Genomic DNA, 17,367 nt, shown 5'->3' with positions numbered 1-17,367 from the left:
CCTCGCAGGGCACCCACCCCCTTTTCATCGCTCCCGGCCGGCCGCAGCACCAAAATGCTCAACTCCAGCCCAAATTCCCGCCGGCACCAGCCCGCCCATCAAAACGCTACTGACCCACACACCTAGGGAAATTCATGACTGAACCAGGCACATCTCGGCCCATAGTCCTTCGGCGCGTCCAGCTCAGCACTGCCTCGTGGCAGCTGGTGTGCGAAACGACAAGCGCCACGCTGAGTCTGTCCACAACCCCGGCGGACGGAATCCAGGAGACACCGCTGACTGATGAAGCTGCGGCGGCAGCCTGGGCCGAGCTGAAGGAGCTCGGCCTTTCCCCGGCGGTAGGTGAGGTGACACGGCAGTGGATGGGCGCCGTCGCACTTCTCCTCACAGCGCCCATCACAATCACGGCACGGGCAACCTACAACGGTGTCAGCACCACAAGCATGCTGGGACTAAGGGCAGGGCGGGGTTTGGCCGCGCACCAGAGGCACCTGTCCGAGCGTGAGGGGCAGGGAACGGTGATTACCGGCAGCGAAGACAGCATGGAGATCACCCTTTTCGACGAGGAACATGTATGGGGGGCCACTGCCCGGCTACTGCCGCCATTGGACGTTGTCCGGGCCGGCGCTAAGGCTGCGCCATTGGATTCAGCACCGGCAGTGGTGGTTGGTGCAGGAGCTGATCCCGCCACGCTGGCGGAACCGGCCGCGCATTTGATCAACGATGAAGATGCCAACATCACGCTCGGTGTTGTCACAGCCGCCGAAGGGCAGCCAGCCCGAGCGTGGGCAGGGATGTGGACCGTCCAGGATGGCTGCCTGTATTCGGTGACAACGCGCAGCGGGGACGCCCCGGAGCTGCGTTTGACCAAAGTTCCTGCTGGGCACATCGCCAATGAACTGCTGTTTGCTGTGGTTGGTGCCCATGATGCCCTGGCCTTACTTGAGCGGGGTGAAAACCCGTGACCGGCGGAATGCTTGGACTCGACCCGCAGGACTGCCGTGAATTGGTCAAGCTGCTCAAGCACTCCGCCCACCAGCTGGAACGCACCAGTGCGCAGCTGAATCAGACCGTTACCCGGACTGGATGGAGCGGCGCTGACAGCCAGCGGTTTCACTCGCAGTGGCCAGGCAACCGCACTGTCCTGAACAGGACGGCCAAGGAACTCGAGCACGTCGCCTCAGTTATCCTGCGCAACATCGCCGAGCAGGAACGCGCAAGTGCCGTTTATGGCGGCGGCGACCCACTGGCAGACCTGCTCGATGGTGCCAAAGACCTGTGGGACGACTTCACCGACGGTGTCGGAAATGTAGCCGACGGAGCCAAAGACGCAGCTGGCGACGTCGTGGATGTGCTCAAGGACGGTCTCGGCTGGCTTGGTGAGGAGATCAAGTCCAACCCAATTTTCCAAGCGAATGCGAATGTTTACGGCAACATGTTGCATCTGCTTTCCCTACCCGTCCAATCCTTGTGGGGAGAACCACCTTCGCTAATCTCGCTGCTTGCCTCAGCAGTGCTCGTGGGAGGGGGCACGATTGACGCGACAGTGGCCAACTTGACGTTCGGACAGGTCAACTTGAACTGGTTCCGTGAAAGCGAACCGGAGGTAGGCGAACCGACGGCTGTTGGCCACAGCAGCAACATCCCGTTGCAACAGCCAAGCAGTGTCGCAAACATTTTTGACGGTGTCTTGAGTGCCTACTCGGCAACGGACGCCGACGGAAACCAAAGTGCAAGTGTACGAATCGTCAAAGTCGAACAGCCTGACGGATCATTCGCCTACATCGTGAACGTGCCCGGCACGGAAATCGACACAGCCAACGGAAATAAGAACCCCTTGGACTACACGAGCAACATCCGGCTGGTCTCAGGTCAATCCTCGGCCGCTAGCCAAGCAGTCGCCGAGGCCATGGCGAAGGCTGGCATACCCCCAGATGCACCGGTGATGTTGGTTGGCCACAGCCAAGGCGGCATGATCGCTCAAGAGCTGGCAACAGACGAGTCGTTCACACAAAAATACAATGTGACCAACGTCCTGACTGCAGGTTCCCCAACCCAGCCCTATGCAATAGATCCCGGCATCAACTATCTGGCAATTGCCCATCCTCACGATGTAGTCCCAATGTTTGACGGTCAAGGACTTTTAAACACCGGCATGGTCTACCACCAGCCTCCCAACGTCAACATCGTCTATACGGACAATCCGTCGTTCAACGGGTCCCCTGGGGAATTCGTCGGTGCCATGCACGATCAGAATACCTATAGGGCAGACTTGATGCAGACAGGAAAATACCCCGGCGTCGCAGACTTTGAAAACAGCGACTCAACTCAGAGGTTCATTACGGATGACCCCTCCAAGGTCTCAGCCGTTGACGTTGCCTTCAGCCGATAGCCGCAATGGTGAGGAAAAGTATGCTGCGAAAAATTGCTATTCTCATACTCGTGGGACTTCTAACCTGGCTCTTGGGCGCCTGCTCTGGTGATCCCCAGAAGGCAGGGGATCTCTTTGTCGCGGAAGCAACTGCCGCACTGGAAGCCGTGCCAGACGTAGTGACGAGCAACGTTGTCTACACGGACCCGGGCGGCATGGGCGCCACAGTGACAGTTCGAGTCACGGCCTCCCCCACCGCGGATCTTCTCACCGTGTTGGATAATTCGTTGAAGGCTTTTTCTGCTGCCTCCAGCACACTCAAACCCCTCAGCCCCGTGTATTTCTACGTGTTTCCAGATGGCTCGGTGGAGAACGGAATCCGTCCGGATGTGCTCGGTTTGCGTCAATCACCCACTGTCGAGGAGATCCGCAAGTACGCGGGCGGTGGCTGACGGCAGGCATCAGCCCACGCGCCCCGCATGCGTGTACACGTTCAGCGTGTCGCCGCGGCTGAAACCGACAAGGGTGAGCCCTGTGCTGCGTGCCAATTCAACAGCCAGGGACGACGGCGCACTCACGGCCGCGAGCATCGGCACCCCTGCCATCGCAGCCTTTTGAACGAGTTCAAAGGACGCGCGCCCCGACACCTGCAGGATGCTGCTGGAAAGTGGCAGCATCCGTTCCCGAAAAGCCGCCCCCAGCACTTTGTCCACGGCGTTGTGCCGGCCTACGTCCTCGCGCACGCTCATCAGTTCCCCATCCGCAGAAAATAGTCCGGCAGCATGCACGCCGCCTGTTTTTTCAAACAGTTTCTGCTGCTCGCGCAAAGAGTCTGGCAGCCCTGCCAGCACCGTCGCAGCAATCAAAGGCTCATCCAACCCGGCCCTCATGGGAAAGTGTGATGACTTATGTACTGCATCTATGGAGGCCGTGCCGCAGATCCCGCAGGCGCTGGAGGTGGTCACATGCCGCTGTGCAGCCGGCAGTGGCAGGGCAACATCGGGGCGCAACTGGGCTTCCACCACATTGAAGGTCTGCTGGCCGTTTTCGTCCTCGCCGGCGCAAAAGCGCAGTGAAATCAGTTGTTCCGGCTCATAAATGATGCCTTCGGAAACCAAGAATCCGGACACCAAGTCAAAATCATCGCCGGGCGTTCGCATCGTCACGCTAAAGGATTCATGGCCCAACCGGATTTCCAAGGGCTCTTCCGCTGCCAGCGCTTCTTCGCGCAGCACACGGCGACCACCGGCCAGATCAATCCTCGTGGCCTTGACCCGATGGATCAGTCGTCCCATTGTCATCCTCCAAAAAGAAATATCGTCTAAGGTCTACAGTAGATGCTCAACGCCGAAGGGAACCAACATGGCTGGCAAAGCGCCCCGCGAGAACATTGACGAAGCACGGCTCTCCGTAGGCAGCGTGCAAAAAACGGCGGTGGGCATTCCCGGCATCATGCATTCCATGGAGGCCGCCTTGACCCAGATGGGTCCGGTCCGCACCGCCCGGACCCTTCTGCGGCTCAACCAAAAAGACGGTTTCGACTGCCCCGGTTGCGCATGGCCGGAAGGCGACAAGCGCCACGCGGCGGAGTTTTGTGAAAACGGGGCCAAAGCGGTCGCCGAGGAAGCCACGAAAAGGCGCGTGCCGCCGTCGTTCTTTGCCGAACACACGGTGGCCGAACTCCTCGAATGGGACGATTTCCGGCTCGGCCAGCAAGGCAGGCTGACCGACCCGATGTTCCTGGCCGAAGGTGCCGAGCACTACGTTCCGGTCTCTTGGGAGCGTGCTCTGGGGTTGCTCGCCGACGAGCTCAAGGCGCTGGGCCATCCCGACGAGTCGATCTTCTACACCTCGGGCCGCACGTCCAATGAAGCGGCGTTCCTGTACCAGCTGATGGTGCGCGGGCTGGGCACGAACAACCTGCCGGACTGCTCGAACATGTGCCACGAATCCAGCGGTTCAGCGCTGACGGAGACCATTGGCATCGGCAAGGGGTCGGTGTCGCTGGAGGACATGTACAAGGCCGAGCTGATCATCATCGCCGGCCAAAACCCCGGTACGAACCACCCGCGCATGCTCTCCGCGCTGGAAAAAGCGAAGCAGAACGGCGCCATCATTGTGGCCGTGAACCCGCTGCCGGAAGCCGGCCTAATGCGCTTTGAGAACCCGCAGACGGTCAAGGGGCTGGTGGGTGGCGGCACAGCACTGGCGGATGACTTCCTGCAGATCAAACTCGGCGGAGACCAGGCACTTTTCCAAGGCCTGGGCAAGTTCCTGCTCGAGGAACAACGCCGCCCCGGATCCCTGCAGGCCGGGCGGGTGTTCGACACGGACTTCATCGAGGCGCACACCACGGGCCTGGGCGAATACCTGACCCAGCTCGAAACCGTCACGTGGACGGAAATCGTCACGGCGACAGGGCTCAGCGAAGCCCAAATTCGTGCCACGGGCGAGCGGCTGCTGGCATCCAAGGCCACCGTGGTCTGCTGGGCGATGGGCCTGACCCAGCACAAACACTCCGTGGCCATGCTGCGCGACGTGGTCAACGTGCTGCTTTTGCAGGGCAACATTGGCAAACCCGGCGCCGGTGTGTGCCCCGTCCGCGGCCACTCCAACGTCCAGGGCGACCGGACCATGGGCATTTTCGAGCGCATGCCGGCCGAGTTCCACGATGCCCTGGACCGCGAATTCTCCTTCGCATCCCCGCGTCCGGACGGTTTTGACACAGTCGCGGCCATCGAGGCCATGCGGGACGGCAAGGCCTCGGTATTCATGGGCATGGGCGGGAACTTTGTCCGCGCAACTCCTGATTCCGATGTCACCGAAGCTGCGCTGAAAAAGCTGTCCCTGACAGTGCAGATCTCCACCAAGCTGAACAAGTCCCACCTAGTCACCGGCCGTCAGGCGCTGATCCTGCCCACCCTGGGCCGTACCGAGCGTGACACCCAGGCAGGCGGCGACCAGCGCGTCACCGTCGAGGACTCCATGAGCGCCATGCACGCTTCACGCGGGAGGCTTGCACCGGCGTCGAGCAATCTGCTTTCCGAAGTAGCCATTGTGTGCCGGTTGGCCAAGCTCCTTTTTGAGACGGACGACGGCGCTACTCGCCCCGGTGCGCCCGTCGCCGACTGGTCGGCTATGGCCGCTGACTACAGCCTCATTCGGGCACACATTGCCGCCGTCGTTCCCGGCTTTGAGGACTTCGAGGCCAAGATCAACAAGCCCGGCGGCTTCATTCTGCCGCACGGTCCGCGCGATTCGCGTTCCTTCACCACACAATCCGGACTGGCACACTTCACGGCCAATGAGCTGGAATATCCGCGCGTGCCCGAGGGCCGCTTGCTGTTGCAGACGCTGCGTTCCCACGACCAGTACAACACCACCATCTACGGCAAGGATGACCGCTACCGGGGCATCAAGAACGGCCGCCGCGTGGTTTTCGTGAATCAGAAGGACCTTGACTCCTTCGGCATTGCCGACGGAACCATGGTGAACCTGGTATCCGAATGGAAGGACGGGGTTGACCGGCGCGCACCTGATTTCCGGGTGGTGGCGTACTCCACGCCCGTAGGCTGCGCAGCCGCGTACTACCCCGAAACGAACGTGCTGGTCCCGCTCGATTCCAAGGCGGACGTCAGCGGCACGCCCACCTCGAAATCTGTCGTCATCAGGCTGGAACCCGTCGCCTGACCCTTGGAACACGTGAACGCCTGCGCACCGTTAATTCGATACCGTGCGCCACTTCAGGAGTGGCGGCACATCCGTGGATAACGGTGCGCAGGCGCCAAAGTTGGACATGCGGCACGCCTGAGCACTGCAGCGCCTACTTCCAGGGAAGGGGCATCGCTGTGAGGTTCTCGCCCATCTTGGCACCATGCGGTGGGACGACCATGAGACCGTCGGCTGCGGCCAGTCCGCGCATCATGGCGGAGTCGGTGTTGGCGCACGGGGAAGCCAGTCCATACACGAGTCTGTAAGGCATGAGCCTGGTGGGGCCCTGATACTCCTTGATGGGCGATCCACAAGCCACCTCCGCAGTGGCCGGTTCAGGCAGACTGCCAAGTCTGGCCAGCAGCGGGGCGCCCAGGGTCAGCAACCCCACCATGGCAGCCAGCGGGTTTCCGGGCAGGCCCACAATGAAGCGACCGTCGGGCAGTTCCGCCAGCAGTGTAGGGTGACCCGGACGCATGGCAATGTGCGGGACGTGGAAGATTCCGCCCATTGCGGTGATGGCTTCGCGCAAGAAGTCAGCGGCGGAATGCCCCGTGGCACCTGTGGTGATGATGACGTCGGCGGGTTCGTCTTCGTCATCAACAAGCGCATCGAGCATGGACGCCAGGTTATCCGCTGCCCGCTGCAGGCCGACGACGGCGCCACCAAGCATGGTGACAACGGCACCGAGTTGAGGAGAGAACGCGTCACGGACAAATCCCGGATCCGGGATTCCCGCCTGCACCACTTCATCACCCGTCAGCACGATCTTCACGGCAGCCCTGCCCAAAACAGACAGTTCGTCCATGCCACCGAGCGCCGCCAAGGAAAGGTGGGCGGGGTTGAGGGTGGTGCCCGCCTTGATCAGCAGTTCGCCAGCCTCCGCCTCTTGGCCGGTGGGGCGGATGTGCTGCCCGTTCTTTGGCTCGCCCGGGCGGGCGGCGTCGCCCCGCACCAGAACCGGCAGGCCGTCGTCGTCGGTGGACAATTCACCGGACTCGCTGCGCAGGACGGACTTGGCACCACGCGGAATGAGCCCACCGGTGACGATGGGGACGGCCTGGCCAGCAGAAAGCCGGGCCCCCTTGTCGGCCAGGATCCACGGCGGACTGCCGGCAACGGCCCAACCATCCATGGCCGAGGAAGCATAGTGCGGCATGGCATGGCGGGAGAACACGTCGTGTGCCAGAATCCGCCCGAGGGCAGCGGCCAGCGGAACCGAGTGGGCTGGCAGCGGTTCAGGCGTACTCCAAGCCAGCGCCCTGGCCTCTTCCCACGTGTGCGGCAGAATGCGGGCTGGTTCCGCCGCCACCTCTGGTACCTCAGCGCCCGCTGCTACTTCAGCGACCAGGCCGGCGCCGGGGCCGCTATTGTCGGTGTGTTCCCCCATGGAAATGCTACTTCCCGGAAGTTGCTTCAGCGGCGCCGGCCTGCGCTGCGGCCGGCGCCGCAGCCGGCGCTTCGGCAGCGGCAAGCTGCTTGGCCATGCCGAGGGCGGCCTTCATGGCTGTGGCCTCGTCCGCCTGGCCGGATCCAGCGGCTAAGCCGGCAGCCAATCCGGCGATAAAAGTCGTCAATGGTGCGGCAGGGCGCACGATCGAATGGGCCGCAACTCCTGCCACGTTCAACACTGCGTGGACGTCCACGTTGATGTCGGCTATTTCAAAGGCCGCCAGCAGCTTGTCCGTCCATTCCTGCAAAAGCTCGTCGTGATTCTCCACTTACTGCCCTTCCGCCTCGGCAGGCCACGCGTCAATACCCTGAGCGTGGGCGTCCTGCCAAGTGTCGATGTCCGTGCTCAGCCCAAGTGGGACCACGCATTCCTTGATGAACACACTAGCAAGCAAGGAGAAAACCGAGGCATTCTCCAGCTTGCCCGCCTGCCGTGCCGCATCCACCGCCGCAGAAAGGGCCGCCAGCGGATAGATCCCGGCGAGCGGCTGTTTCCGCCCATCATCCACGGCCATGATGCCACTTCCCGCTTTGCAACCAGCCAGCGAATCCATGAGCAGCACGGCAATCTCCCCGGCGCGTGGCATGTCGCAAGCGAGCACAAGCACGTGCCCGGAATCCGCTTCCTCGTCCAATGCCGGCAATGCCTGGGCAGCCAGAGCGGCCAAACCAGCGGCTATCCCTGCTGCAGGGCCCGAGTATGGCGGATCCTCCTGCACAAACAACACTTGGCCATGGCTTCGGGCACCGCGGATCCAATCCCGGGTCTTGTCCACGGGACCGACGACAGCGATTCGCGCTCCGGCGCCTTCGCCACCATCCCCTGTAGCTGGCTGGATGAATCCTTGCTCAATTGCCGCCATTGCTCCGTTCACCGTCCGGGCCAGCAACGTTTGGCCCTCGAGCAGCAGCCCCGCTTTGGGCACTCCCCCCAGCCTCCGGGACATGCCACCGGCCAGAATCACGGCAATCACGGCAACCCCTTCAAAGTCCACATGCTGCAATATTATCCGCCCAAGGCGCACCCGCCAGGACCTCCCTATTCATGTGGCTGAAGCTGTATCGTGCATTCACTGCATATTTGCAGGAACTGCACTTATGCTTGTTTCGTGCCGATAAGTGACACAAGGCACATGCTGCATATCACTGGAGTCATGATGAGCATTCAACATCTTGGCGCAACGACATCATCCGACTCGCTGCGCAACAGAAAACGCGCCGCCACACGGCTGTCCATCCGGCGCGCTGCCATTGAACTCGGTCTTGAGCACGGCTACGAACATGTCACAGTGGACATGATCTGCTCGGCCAGTAAAATCTCACCCCGGACCTTCTTCAACTACTTCGGCAGCAAAGAGGGCGTATACGCGAGCCCCAACAGGGCCATGCCCAGTGAACAACGGCGGCGTACGTTTGTGGAAAGCAACAATTCAGGAGTGTTTGACGACCTTTTCACCTTGATCGCGGATTCCCTTGTCGAGGTGGATTCCAACCTGGAGCTATTCCAGGCCAGGCGTCAGCTCATCCACGAGACACCCGAACTGCTCCACAAGGAAAAGTCGCGCATCAGCGAGCTGGAAGAAACCTACGTGGGCTACGTGTTGGAGCGGTACCGCTTCCAAGGCCGCAACAACGCCAAAACCCCGGATCTGGCCGATGAAGCACACCTGGTGGTTGCCTTGGTCTCAGGTGCCATGCGCTTTGCCATGCAGAAGTGGGTGGCCGACAACTTCTCCACCACACCCGAGGAACTGGTCCGGAACACCTCCGCCCTGGTGCACCGCATTGCCAGCAACGAACACTGGCCGTAAACCTCCACCACCAGCCGTCACCGGCGGTACCCGCGGCTGAGCAACGCCGCCCTCACCCGACTGCGCCAGCACGCCGTCGTGCTCCCCCTTTCATCAACCCCACCAAAGCCGCCTGAACACATCCGGCCACGAGGAACTCCCAATGACTACAATGACCCAAACGGCGCATCCGCCCGTCACGAGTGATCGTCGCAGCATCCTGCTTGTTTTTGCCGGGCTCATGCTCACGATGCTGCTTGCATCCCTTGACCAAACTATTTTCAGTACGGCCCTGCCCACCATTGTTGGCGAGCTCAATGGCGTCGACGAAATGCTCTGGGTCATCACCATTTACATCCTGGCCTCTACCATCATGCTGCCAATTTACGGGAAGCTCGGGGACTTGATTGGCCGCAAAGGCTTGTTCATCGGCGCCATTTCGGTGTTCATCTTCGGCTCCATTGTGGGTGGATTTGCCCAGGACATGACGTGGCTGATCATTGGCCGGGGAGTTCAGGGTCTCGGCGGCGGTGGCTTGATGCTGCTGTCGCAGGCGATTATTGCCGACGTCGTCCCGGCCCGTGAGCGTGGGCGGTACATGGGAGTGATGGGTGGGGTCTTTGCACTGTCATCCGTGGCTGGGCCCTTGCTGGGCGGCTGGTTTACCGATGGGATCGGTTGGCGGTGGGGCTTGTGGATGAATATTCCGCTGGGGATATTGGCCATCATTTCCGCACTGCTCTTCCTGCGCCTGCCCAAACACCCGCGCAACAAAGCCCGTATCGACGTTGCTGGCATGGCGTTGCTGGGCATCACCTCGACATTGCTGGTGTTGGTGAGCACATGGGGCGGCACCAAATACGACTGGACTTCTCCTCAGATCATCGGCATGAGTGCAGGAACCATAGCCGCCGCAGCCTTGTTTGTGTGGATTGAACACCGGGCCGACCACCCCATCATGTCGCTGCACCTGTTCAAGGACCGCAACTTCAACCTCACCACAGCGGCCGGTCTAATCACGGGCATCGCCATGTTCGGCACGCTCGCGTACCTGCCGACCTACTTGCAGATGGTCACGGGGGCCAACGCAACACAAGCAGGTTTCCTCATGATCCCCATGATGGCTGGGCTGCTCGTAACCTCTATCGTGTCCGGACAGCTGGTCAGCAAGACCGGCCGCTACAAGTGGCTCCCCATCACCGGCATGTTCATCGTGGCGTTCGCACTGGTGCTGCTGTCCAGCATGACGGTTTCGATGCCCGTGTGGGTCATTTGCGTATACCTGGCCATCATGGGCATTGGCTTGGGCACCAGCATGCAGATCCTGGTGTTGATTGTGCAAAACCAGTTTCCGAATTCCCAAGTCGGCATGGCCACTGCATCCAACAACTACTTCCGCCAAATCGGTGCTTCGCTGGGATCGGCCGTTGTGGGCAGCTTGTTCGCTCACCGGCTGACGCAAATCCTGACCGAACGTATGGCTGGCAGCGGAGGCGGTTCAGGGCAGGGAGCCGGCAGCTTGAACTCGCTGACTCCTCAAATTGTGCGCAAGCTCCCCGATCAGGTGCGCTCCATTGTTATCGGCTCCTACAATGACGCGCTGACACCCATTTTCGTTTATATGGTTCCGCTGCTTCTGCTGGCGGGCATCTTGCTGTTGTTCATCAAGGAGATCCCGCTGGCCACCAGCATTGATCGCGAGACCGTGAAGATGGTGGACGCTGATCCTGCCGGTGTTGCTCCTCCCCTTGAAAATGCCCAGGGCGCTCATGCCGGGGTCGCGGCGGTGGAAGGTGCCAATGCAAGTGTCGATGCAAAGAGTGTGCATGCGCAGGGCAGACATGCTGCGGCAAGGCATGTAGCCTCCACACAGCGAGAAGTCGGCAACGTCAGCGGCTGAAGCCGGTGGTGGCAGCCTCATCCCACATTCGAATTTGCAGTAGTTGACAATGTTGACCGAAAAACATTGTCCACTGGTCCCGTTTCGATGCACATTTTGTGAGAGGCGGCACAATTCGGCCAACCAAAAGGCACAGACAGGTTAAATAAATGAACCCCGTCCGAGGACGGGGTTCATTGGGGTAAAACCGTATTAGTGGCCCATCGCAATGAAGACGGGGCCCGAGCCAACATTGGCGGAGAAGATTGCGGTCGTGCCGCCATTCCATCCACCGTGGACGGCCTGGCCGTTGCCAATGTAAACAGCGATGTGAGCCATGCCCATGCCGCCGTCTGCGTAGTAAATGAGGTCACCGGGCTGGGCTTCGGCGGCCGAAACCGTGCGACCCAAGCTCAGGTAGCCTGCCGGCCAGTCGTGGAAGTTGATTCCAGCGGCAGCCAGTGAGTTGCTGGCAAGCGCCGTGCAGTCCTGGGCAACGCCGAGCTGGGACAGTGCTGCGCTGGCGATGGTGGCGCCGATGCCGCTCTTGGTGACCTTCGGAGCAGCCTTCACAGGAGCTGGCGTGTTGACGGTTACTTGTGCTGCCGGAGCCGGTGCTGCCGGAGCCGGTGCTGCTACAGCAGGTGCTGCTACAGCAGGTGCTGCTGCAACTTCTGCTGCGGGGGCTGCTACAACTTCTGCTGCGGGCTCTGCAACAACTTCGTTGCTCTGGGCCGCTACAACTACCGGCTTTTCAACGACAGGAGCCGGAGCGGGGGTGGAGGTGATGCTGGGTGCGGCGAAGGAAATCTTCACCGTGGATGCTGCCGTGATCGCGGAAGCAAGTCCCGTGTTCATGTTTAGCGTAGTTGCACCGTCAGAGGCACGCTCGACGGTGGGGGTAGCTGCGTTTGCTGCGATGCCGGAAGTCAGTACGAGACCTGAGGCCGCAACGATAACGGCTGCTTGACGGCCAACCCCGCCAGCGTTGGAGCTGACGGCTTTTTTGATAGTTGACATCGAAGTGGTCTTAGTAGCCTGGGCGCGGTGGCGCCCAAGGGCAGTATTTGAAGCCAAGAAGGTTTCCTCTCCCAATGCCTGCGAGGTAAGCTGTCGGATTCGGATGGGAGTCACCCGGCCGCTCCACGTTTGGACACAGAAAAGATCATGTGATCTTTTTTTATGTTGAACGTTTCGCGGCTTCACCCCAAGGACTTCAGCTAAGTGCGAAGTCCGATTTTTGGTTCCCCCGCCCCTGCCAGACGATTGATACGAACGGACCATGAGCAGTGGCAGAGCTAGGCAATCTATTCATGGGCGCTTACTTTTATTGGAAGTAGACGCGGTTACGACGGTACAACAGTTTTTTCCTAATGTCACGTTCAGGTCACGGTCATGTGACTAAGTCGCAACTTAACTCCGCTTGTGTAGGAATTAAAGCCAGTCGATCGGGTCGACGGTTTCGTCGTCCACGATCACTTCGAAGTGCAGGTGGCAGCCGGTGGAAGCGCCGGTGGTGCCACTGACGCCCACCTGAGCGGCGCGAGCGACCGTCTGGCCGACCTTGACGCTGATCTCGCTCATGTGGTTGTAGGACGTTGAGAGGCCGTTGCCGTGGTCCACGACCACGCGGTTGCCTCCACCGTAGCTGTGCCAGCCTGCGAACGTGACGACCCCGCCAGCAGCTGAAAGTACTTGGTTGCCACAGGCAATGGCAAAGTCCTGGCCGGTGTGCTGTTCACCCATTTGTCCGGTGAGCGGGTTGATCCGTCCGCCGAAGGGTGAGCTCATCTCCATCGACTTCAATGGCGCCGAGAGGGTTCCCTTGGCTGCCTGCCGCGTGACATTGGACGCCTTGACTTTCAGGGTTTCCTTGAGCTGTCCGTCCGGGTTCAAATGACTGGAAACTTCGGGCACAGCGAAGCTAATAGGGATCTCAGCCCCCGCCGATACAACGGTTTCCACGGACGTAGCGGCCACGGGCTCCATGTTTTCGGTGTTTACACCCTGTGCGGTGGGCAGGGTGACTGCAAGGAGCAAGCCTGTTGCAGCCATCGCGACACCGACTTTTTGGCCTGCTCCGCTGGCGGAGCCGGTGCGCAAGCGTGCAGCCACCGAAATGGTTGATGTGGAGTTTGCGCGCTCCATGGTCAAAGCTTCACGGCGACCGCCGGGAGCTGTCACGGTCGCGTGGGATGCCGGCGACGACGCACGACGGCGGCCTCGCAGTTTAACGTCTGACACAAATTGCCTCTCTGTAAAGCACCTGCGAAGTTAGCTGTCGGATTCGGATCTGAGAGTGTTTCTGTTCTCCGGCCCACGCTTTTGGCACACGAGTAGCCATGGAGCAGTCAGATGGACTGCGTCGAAAGCTGATGTGGTTGCAAGCGAGGACTTCACCCCAAGGCAGACTTATTTGTCTGCCGAATGTGGTTCCTCCGTCCTTGCCTCAGTGATGAATGACCAGCCTGCGAAGGCAAGGTTCGGTGTCGCAGGATGGTAACGCTTTGATTACGGCGCCAGTTCGCCACTATACGGTAAAAATGGTAATCGTAACAATTCCGTTATCTGAATTGTCAATAACCGCCTGCCAAGGTTGGGGCGGATTCCGCAGGCATCCGGGACCTTACCCTGTGTTTTAATTCACAGGAAAGAGGAACACTGTGAGCTAACTCATGGAAACGAAGATGTGGGAGGCTACTTCGGGGGGCAGCTCCAGCGCACCTTCTATACCGGGCACGCGAACCGAGATGTACTCCCCTACCCTTTCCAGGGAGATCCTGGCTCCCGGGCGCAACCCGCCCTCATCGAGCTGGGCCAGCAGTTCCGGCTCCACTTGAATGCGCTCGGACAGGCGATGAATGACTACTTCCTGCCCAGCTGAGTACGTTGTCATGGCATTGACAAGGGTCTGCAGCCCTGCGGAGAAGAGGGGAGCAACTTCGCCGCCCAGCTCTTCAAGCCCAGGAATCGGGTTGCCGTAGGGGGACTCCTCTGGTTTGCCCAACAGTTCAAACAGGCGTTGCTCGACGCGTTCGCTCATGACGTGTTCCCAGCGGCAGGCTTCTTCATGCACATAGGCCCAGTCCAAGCCGATCACATCGGCCAGAAGCCGCTCTGCAAGGCGGTGCTTGCGCATGACGCGGGTGGCCTTGCTTCGGCCTTCCGGCGTCAGTTCAAGATGCCTGTCACCGGAAACAATGACAAGCCCGTCGCGTTCCATTCGTCCGATGGTTTGGGAGACCGTGGGACCTGAATGGTGCAAGCGCTCTGCGATGCGGGCCCGCAGCGCGACGATGTTCTCTTCTTCCAGCTCCAAGATGGTGCGCAAGTACATTTCTGTCGTGTCAATCAGATCAGCCATGTCAGCAACCTCCGGTAATTGGGCAAGATTTTAGAGCAACCTTATTACTGTCTACGTTATCCTGATCGCCGCAATACGAGGAAACAACTCCACTCTGCGGAACTCATTGCATGTCACGAGATTTCCTCCACTTGGCTCATTTTTCTCTTGAGGCCGATTCTGCGGCAGAATTGACCTCAGCCCTTGGGGCCAAACACCTTCCAACACATAATTTTTGGAGCAACTCGTGAGCGAATCCACGCCTCTCACCATCCCCGCCAACTTGCGCCCGGCCGACGGCCGTTTTGGCGCTGGCCCCTCCAAAGTTCGAGCCGAGCAGATCGCGGCGCTCTCCGCGGCCGGCTCCTCACTCCTGGGCACCTCGCACCGTCAGGCTCCCGTGAAGAACCTCGTGGGCGAGGTGCGCAGCGGCCTCAAGGACTTCTTTGGCGCCCCTGACGACTACGAGGTAATCCTGGGCGTTGGCGGCTCCACTGCGTTCTGGGATGTAGCGTCCTTTGGCTTGGTTGAAAACAAGGCCCAGCACCTCTCCTTTGGCGAGTTCGGCTCAAAGTTTTCCTCCGCCACCAACAACGCTCCGTTCCTGGAGGCCTCCTCCATCCGCAAGGCCGAGCCGGGCACCCGTCCCGTGTCAGTGGCCGAGGCCGGCGTGGATGCCTATGCCTGGCCGCAGAACGAGACCTCCACCGGTGTTTCCGCCCCCGTCCGGCGCGTTGCTGGAGCAGACGACGGCGCGCTGGTGTTGATCGATGCAACCTCAGCAGCTGGCGGCCTCGCCGTGGATGTGCGTGAGAGCGATGTTTACTACTTCGCTCCGCAGAAGAACTTTGCGTCCGACGGCGGACTGTGGCTTGGGCTGTTCTCTCCCGCCGCGCTGGAGCGGGCAGCCTGCATTGGTGCCTCCAACCGCTGGGTTCCGGACTTCCTGAACCTCACCACCGCCATTGACAACTCCTTGAAGAACCAGACGTACAACACGCCTGCGCTCTCCACTCTTGTCACGCTCAACAACCAGGTTCAGTGGCTCAACGCCAACGGCGGTCTTGATTTCGCCTCGGCACGCACCGCTGACTCGGCAGGGCGGCTGTACTCCTGGGCTGAAGCCTCCAAGGTGGCCACCCCGTTCGTGGTGAAGCCCGAGGACCGTTCAAACGTCATTGTCACGATCGACTTTGACGAGTCCGTTGACGCTGGCGTCATTGCCAAAGTCCTGCGTGCCAACGGCATCGTGGACACCGAGCCGTACCGCAAGCTGGGCCGCAATCAATTGCGCATTGCCACGTTCGTGGCCATCGAGCCGGACGACATCACCGCGCTGACCAAGTGCATCGACTACGTGATCGAAAACCTCTAAGCACCATAGGTACCTATATAAGGAGTGGGCCCCGCCGGAATCCGTCGGGGCCCACTTTTTATAGATGTCTTTTATTTATGCTCGTCCGCTGTCGCCGTCATCCTGGTCATCAGTTTCGACAGGGCGTGCCTCGTCAACCTCGTCCGCACCAGCTTCGGCTTCAACCTCAGCGGAACTGGCCGCTGCGGCAACACGCTGAGGCTCTTCGTGTTCCGTGTCTTCGGGCCGCACGCGCTCAGACCAGGGCACCCAGGCCGGGGCCAGCACGGAGTCGTTTGTGGGCAGCATCCCCACCTCATTGACGGTGGCACCCTTGTCCCGTGCCACTCGGGAGAGCGTGGCGAACCACACCCAGCCCTGATATCCGGGCTTCTTTGACTCAAACAGGTGGCTCACACATCGGATGCCCTCACTACGGGCACCGAGATGCTCCCCGATGTCATCCGGACCTGCAATCTCCTGCACAGCGGTGCGGGCAGTGGCCACGTCTGCAGCCAGAAAGGCATCTGGCTTTCCCAGTCGCCAAAGCGGAACGCCGGGGCGCGGCGTTTCGCTGGGAGAGGAGGGTGCGGCGAGTTCGTCGGGAAGTTCGGTCATGATGGGCACCGTTATGCGTCGAAGTTGTCGGCAACCTTGCGCAGCGCTGCGGCAATCTTGCTCGCGTCGCCGTCAGGATACTTGCCGTTGGTCAGGGATCCAATGGAGCTTTCCAGCAAGGAAACCACGTCCTGCACAATCGGGGCCAGGTCACGAGCGGGCATCCGCTTCGCCTTGGCAACGGAAGCGCTGCGATCAAGGATTTTTGCAGCCATGGCTTGGGCGCCCTTGCGTCCATCGGCGACACCAAATTCCATGCGCATGCCGGGCTTGATGTCGCCCGCGTTCGCAGGCAGGGCGTTTGCGCGCAGGAAAACTTCACGGCCGTCGTCGGCAGCGATGATGCCGAAGCCTTTTTCGTTGTCGTACCACTTCACTTTGCCGATAGGCACTTGCTTTACCCCTTAAGAATCATGTTGCGGCGAGCCGTGTCCTGTGCCGATGCGAAACATGTTCGCTCAGGACGGGGCCGTGAAATGAACGGCCGGTGCCTTTAGTCACGGATTGTGCAGCCCTACTCGCTTCTAGGTTACCGTGTTGGGCAAACTGCTGCGGCTTTGTGCCAAACCTGTCCGCTGTTAGCGTTATGTTCATGAGCCAACTTTTTTCTGCACCGCAAACCGTGAACCGTGGATGGCAGATCTTCAACTACACAGCGATGGCCTTGGCCCTTGCTGCGCTTGTCGCCCTGATCGTGGTGTTGCTGAGTAAATGGGCCGGCGGCACCCCGTGGCCCGGCTTCAACTGGATCGCCATGATCGCCCTTCCCGCAGCATTTTTGATGATGGGCGCCAGCATCCTGCGGTCGGTGGCCATCCGACGCCGGCTCTGAGTCTTCCCACTGCGACC

At 60.6% G+C, this 17,367-nt stretch carries 17 protein-coding genes and 2 riboswitches; of the genes, 8 read left to right on the top strand and 9 right to left on the bottom strand.

Going from position 1 to position 17,367, the window contains the following annotated elements; all coding sequences use genetic code 11:
• The first annotated feature begins 134 nt into the window (after positions 1–134).
• From JMA46_RS08960 to JMA46_RS08950, 3 genes are read left to right on the top strand one after another with little or no spacing between them, the layout of a single operon-like run.
• Entirely contained in the window at positions 135–965 is an 831-nt protein-coding gene (locus JMA46_RS08960) for a hypothetical protein (protein ID WP_207344997.1), read from the top strand.
• Positions 962–2,392, top strand: coding sequence for a hypothetical protein (locus tag JMA46_RS17450; protein ID WP_207344996.1), 1,431 nt, complete (start codon positions 962–964; stop codon positions 2,390–2,392). The genes JMA46_RS08960 and JMA46_RS17450 overlap by 4 nt, the downstream gene beginning before the upstream one ends.
• 50 nt (positions 2,393–2,442) lie before the next feature.
• Entirely contained in the window at positions 2,443–2,823 is a 381-nt protein-coding gene (locus JMA46_RS08950; protein ID WP_207344995.1) for a hypothetical protein, read from the top strand.
• Positions 2,824–2,832: 9 nt separating this feature from the next.
• Here JMA46_RS08950 and fdhD read toward each other — a convergent pair whose 3' ends face one another.
• The gene (fdhD, locus tag JMA46_RS08945) at positions 2,833–3,666 is read right to left on the bottom strand and encodes a formate dehydrogenase accessory sulfurtransferase FdhD (RefSeq protein ID WP_207344994.1); all 834 of its coding nucleotides are present in this window, start codon (positions 3,664–3,666) and stop codon (positions 2,833–2,835) included.
• Between the two features lie 67 nt (positions 3,667–3,733).
• On the opposite strand from fdhD, the gene JMA46_RS08940 reads away from it, so the two are divergent.
• The gene (locus JMA46_RS08940) at positions 3,734–6,061 is read left to right on the top strand and encodes an FdhF/YdeP family oxidoreductase (RefSeq protein ID WP_207344993.1); all 2,328 of its coding nucleotides are present in this window, start codon (positions 3,734–3,736) and stop codon (positions 6,059–6,061) included.
• A 133-nt stretch (positions 6,062–6,194) separates the two neighbouring features.
• Here JMA46_RS08940 and JMA46_RS08935 read toward each other — a convergent pair whose 3' ends face one another.
• The 3 genes from JMA46_RS08935 to JMA46_RS08930 are packed head-to-tail and all read right to left on the bottom strand — an operon-like array spanning position 6,195 to position 8,508.
• A complete protein-coding gene (locus JMA46_RS08935; RefSeq protein WP_207344992.1) occupies positions 6,195–7,472 on the bottom strand; it encodes a molybdopterin molybdotransferase MoeA in 1,278 nt (425 codons plus the stop codon).
• Between the two features lie 7 nt (positions 7,473–7,479).
• Positions 7,480–7,803, bottom strand: coding sequence for a DUF6457 domain-containing protein (locus tag JMA46_RS17185; RefSeq protein ID WP_348770101.1), 324 nt, complete (start codon positions 7,801–7,803; stop codon positions 7,480–7,482).
• Entirely contained in the window at positions 7,804–8,508 is a 705-nt protein-coding gene (locus tag JMA46_RS08930; RefSeq protein WP_348770100.1) for an NTP transferase domain-containing protein, read from the bottom strand. It lies immediately after the preceding gene.
• Positions 8,509–8,667: 159 nt separating this feature from the next.
• On the opposite strand from JMA46_RS08930, the gene JMA46_RS08925 reads away from it, so the two are divergent.
• On the top strand, positions 8,668–9,345 hold the full coding sequence (locus JMA46_RS08925; protein ID WP_207344991.1) for a TetR/AcrR family transcriptional regulator: 678 nt from the start codon (positions 8,668–8,670) through the stop codon (positions 9,343–9,345).
• A 142-nt stretch (positions 9,346–9,487) separates the two neighbouring features.
• Entirely contained in the window at positions 9,488–11,224 is a 1,737-nt protein-coding gene (locus JMA46_RS08920) for an MDR family MFS transporter (protein WP_207344990.1), read from the top strand.
• A 192-nt stretch (positions 11,225–11,416) separates the two neighbouring features.
• On the opposite strand, the gene JMA46_RS08915 is transcribed toward JMA46_RS08920, so the two are convergent.
• The 3 genes from JMA46_RS08915 to JMA46_RS08905 all read right to left on the bottom strand — a co-directional run bounded on the left by JMA46_RS08915 (position 11,417) and on the right by JMA46_RS08905 (position 14,567).
• A complete protein-coding gene (locus JMA46_RS08915; RefSeq protein WP_207344989.1) occupies positions 11,417–12,223 on the bottom strand; it encodes an NlpC/P60 family protein in 807 nt (268 codons plus the stop codon).
• A 61-nt stretch (positions 12,224–12,284) separates the two neighbouring features.
• Positions 12,285–12,518: riboswitch (cyclic di-AMP (ydaO/yuaA leader) on the bottom strand.
• A gap of 119 nt (positions 12,519–12,637) precedes the next feature.
• A complete protein-coding gene (locus JMA46_RS08910; RefSeq protein WP_207344988.1) occupies positions 12,638–13,351 on the bottom strand; it encodes a M23 family metallopeptidase in 714 nt (237 codons plus the stop codon).
• A 98-nt stretch (positions 13,352–13,449) separates the two neighbouring features.
• Positions 13,450–13,702, bottom strand: a riboswitch (cyclic di-AMP (ydaO/yuaA leader).
• 169 nt (positions 13,703–13,871) lie between these two features.
• Positions 13,872–14,567 (bottom strand): metal-dependent transcriptional regulator, encoded by a 696-nt coding sequence (locus tag JMA46_RS08905; protein WP_207344987.1) that lies wholly within the window; start codon positions 14,565–14,567, stop codon positions 13,872–13,874.
• Positions 14,568–14,793: 226 nt separating this feature from the next.
• On the opposite strand from JMA46_RS08905, the gene serC reads away from it, so the two are divergent.
• Positions 14,794–15,921: a phosphoserine transaminase gene (gene serC, locus JMA46_RS08900; protein WP_207344986.1), complete on the top strand. Its 1,128-nt coding sequence runs from the start codon at positions 14,794–14,796 to the stop codon at positions 15,919–15,921.
• A gap of 75 nt (positions 15,922–15,996) precedes the next feature.
• Here serC and JMA46_RS08895 read toward each other — a convergent pair whose 3' ends face one another.
• Together JMA46_RS08895 and JMA46_RS08890 are read right to left on the bottom strand one after the other, a co-directional pair.
• Positions 15,997–16,518 (bottom strand): DUF3027 domain-containing protein, encoded by a 522-nt coding sequence (locus JMA46_RS08895; protein ID WP_207344985.1) that lies wholly within the window; start codon positions 16,516–16,518, stop codon positions 15,997–15,999.
• Positions 16,519–16,529: 11 nt separating this feature from the next.
• Positions 16,530–16,910 carry a cold shock domain-containing protein gene (locus JMA46_RS08890; RefSeq protein WP_207344984.1) on the bottom strand — a complete coding sequence of 127 codons (381 nt, stop codon included), beginning with the start codon at positions 16,908–16,910 and terminating at the stop codon, positions 16,530–16,532.
• Positions 16,911–17,110: 200 nt separating this feature from the next.
• Between JMA46_RS08890 and JMA46_RS08885 the strand changes: the two genes are divergently transcribed.
• Positions 17,111–17,350 carry a hypothetical protein gene (locus JMA46_RS08885; protein ID WP_207344983.1) on the top strand — a complete coding sequence of 80 codons (240 nt, stop codon included), beginning with the start codon at positions 17,111–17,113 and terminating at the stop codon, positions 17,348–17,350.
• The last annotated feature ends 17 nt before the right edge of the window (positions 17,351–17,367 follow it).

Origin of the sequence: Arthrobacter sp. E3 (assembly GCF_017353415.1) — a bacterium.
In the GTDB taxonomy this organism is placed as follows: domain Bacteria; phylum Actinomycetota; class Actinomycetes; order Actinomycetales; family Micrococcaceae; genus Specibacter.
The sequence above is the reverse complement of the archived record's forward strand: the minus strand, read 5'-3'. Positions and strand labels throughout refer to the sequence as shown.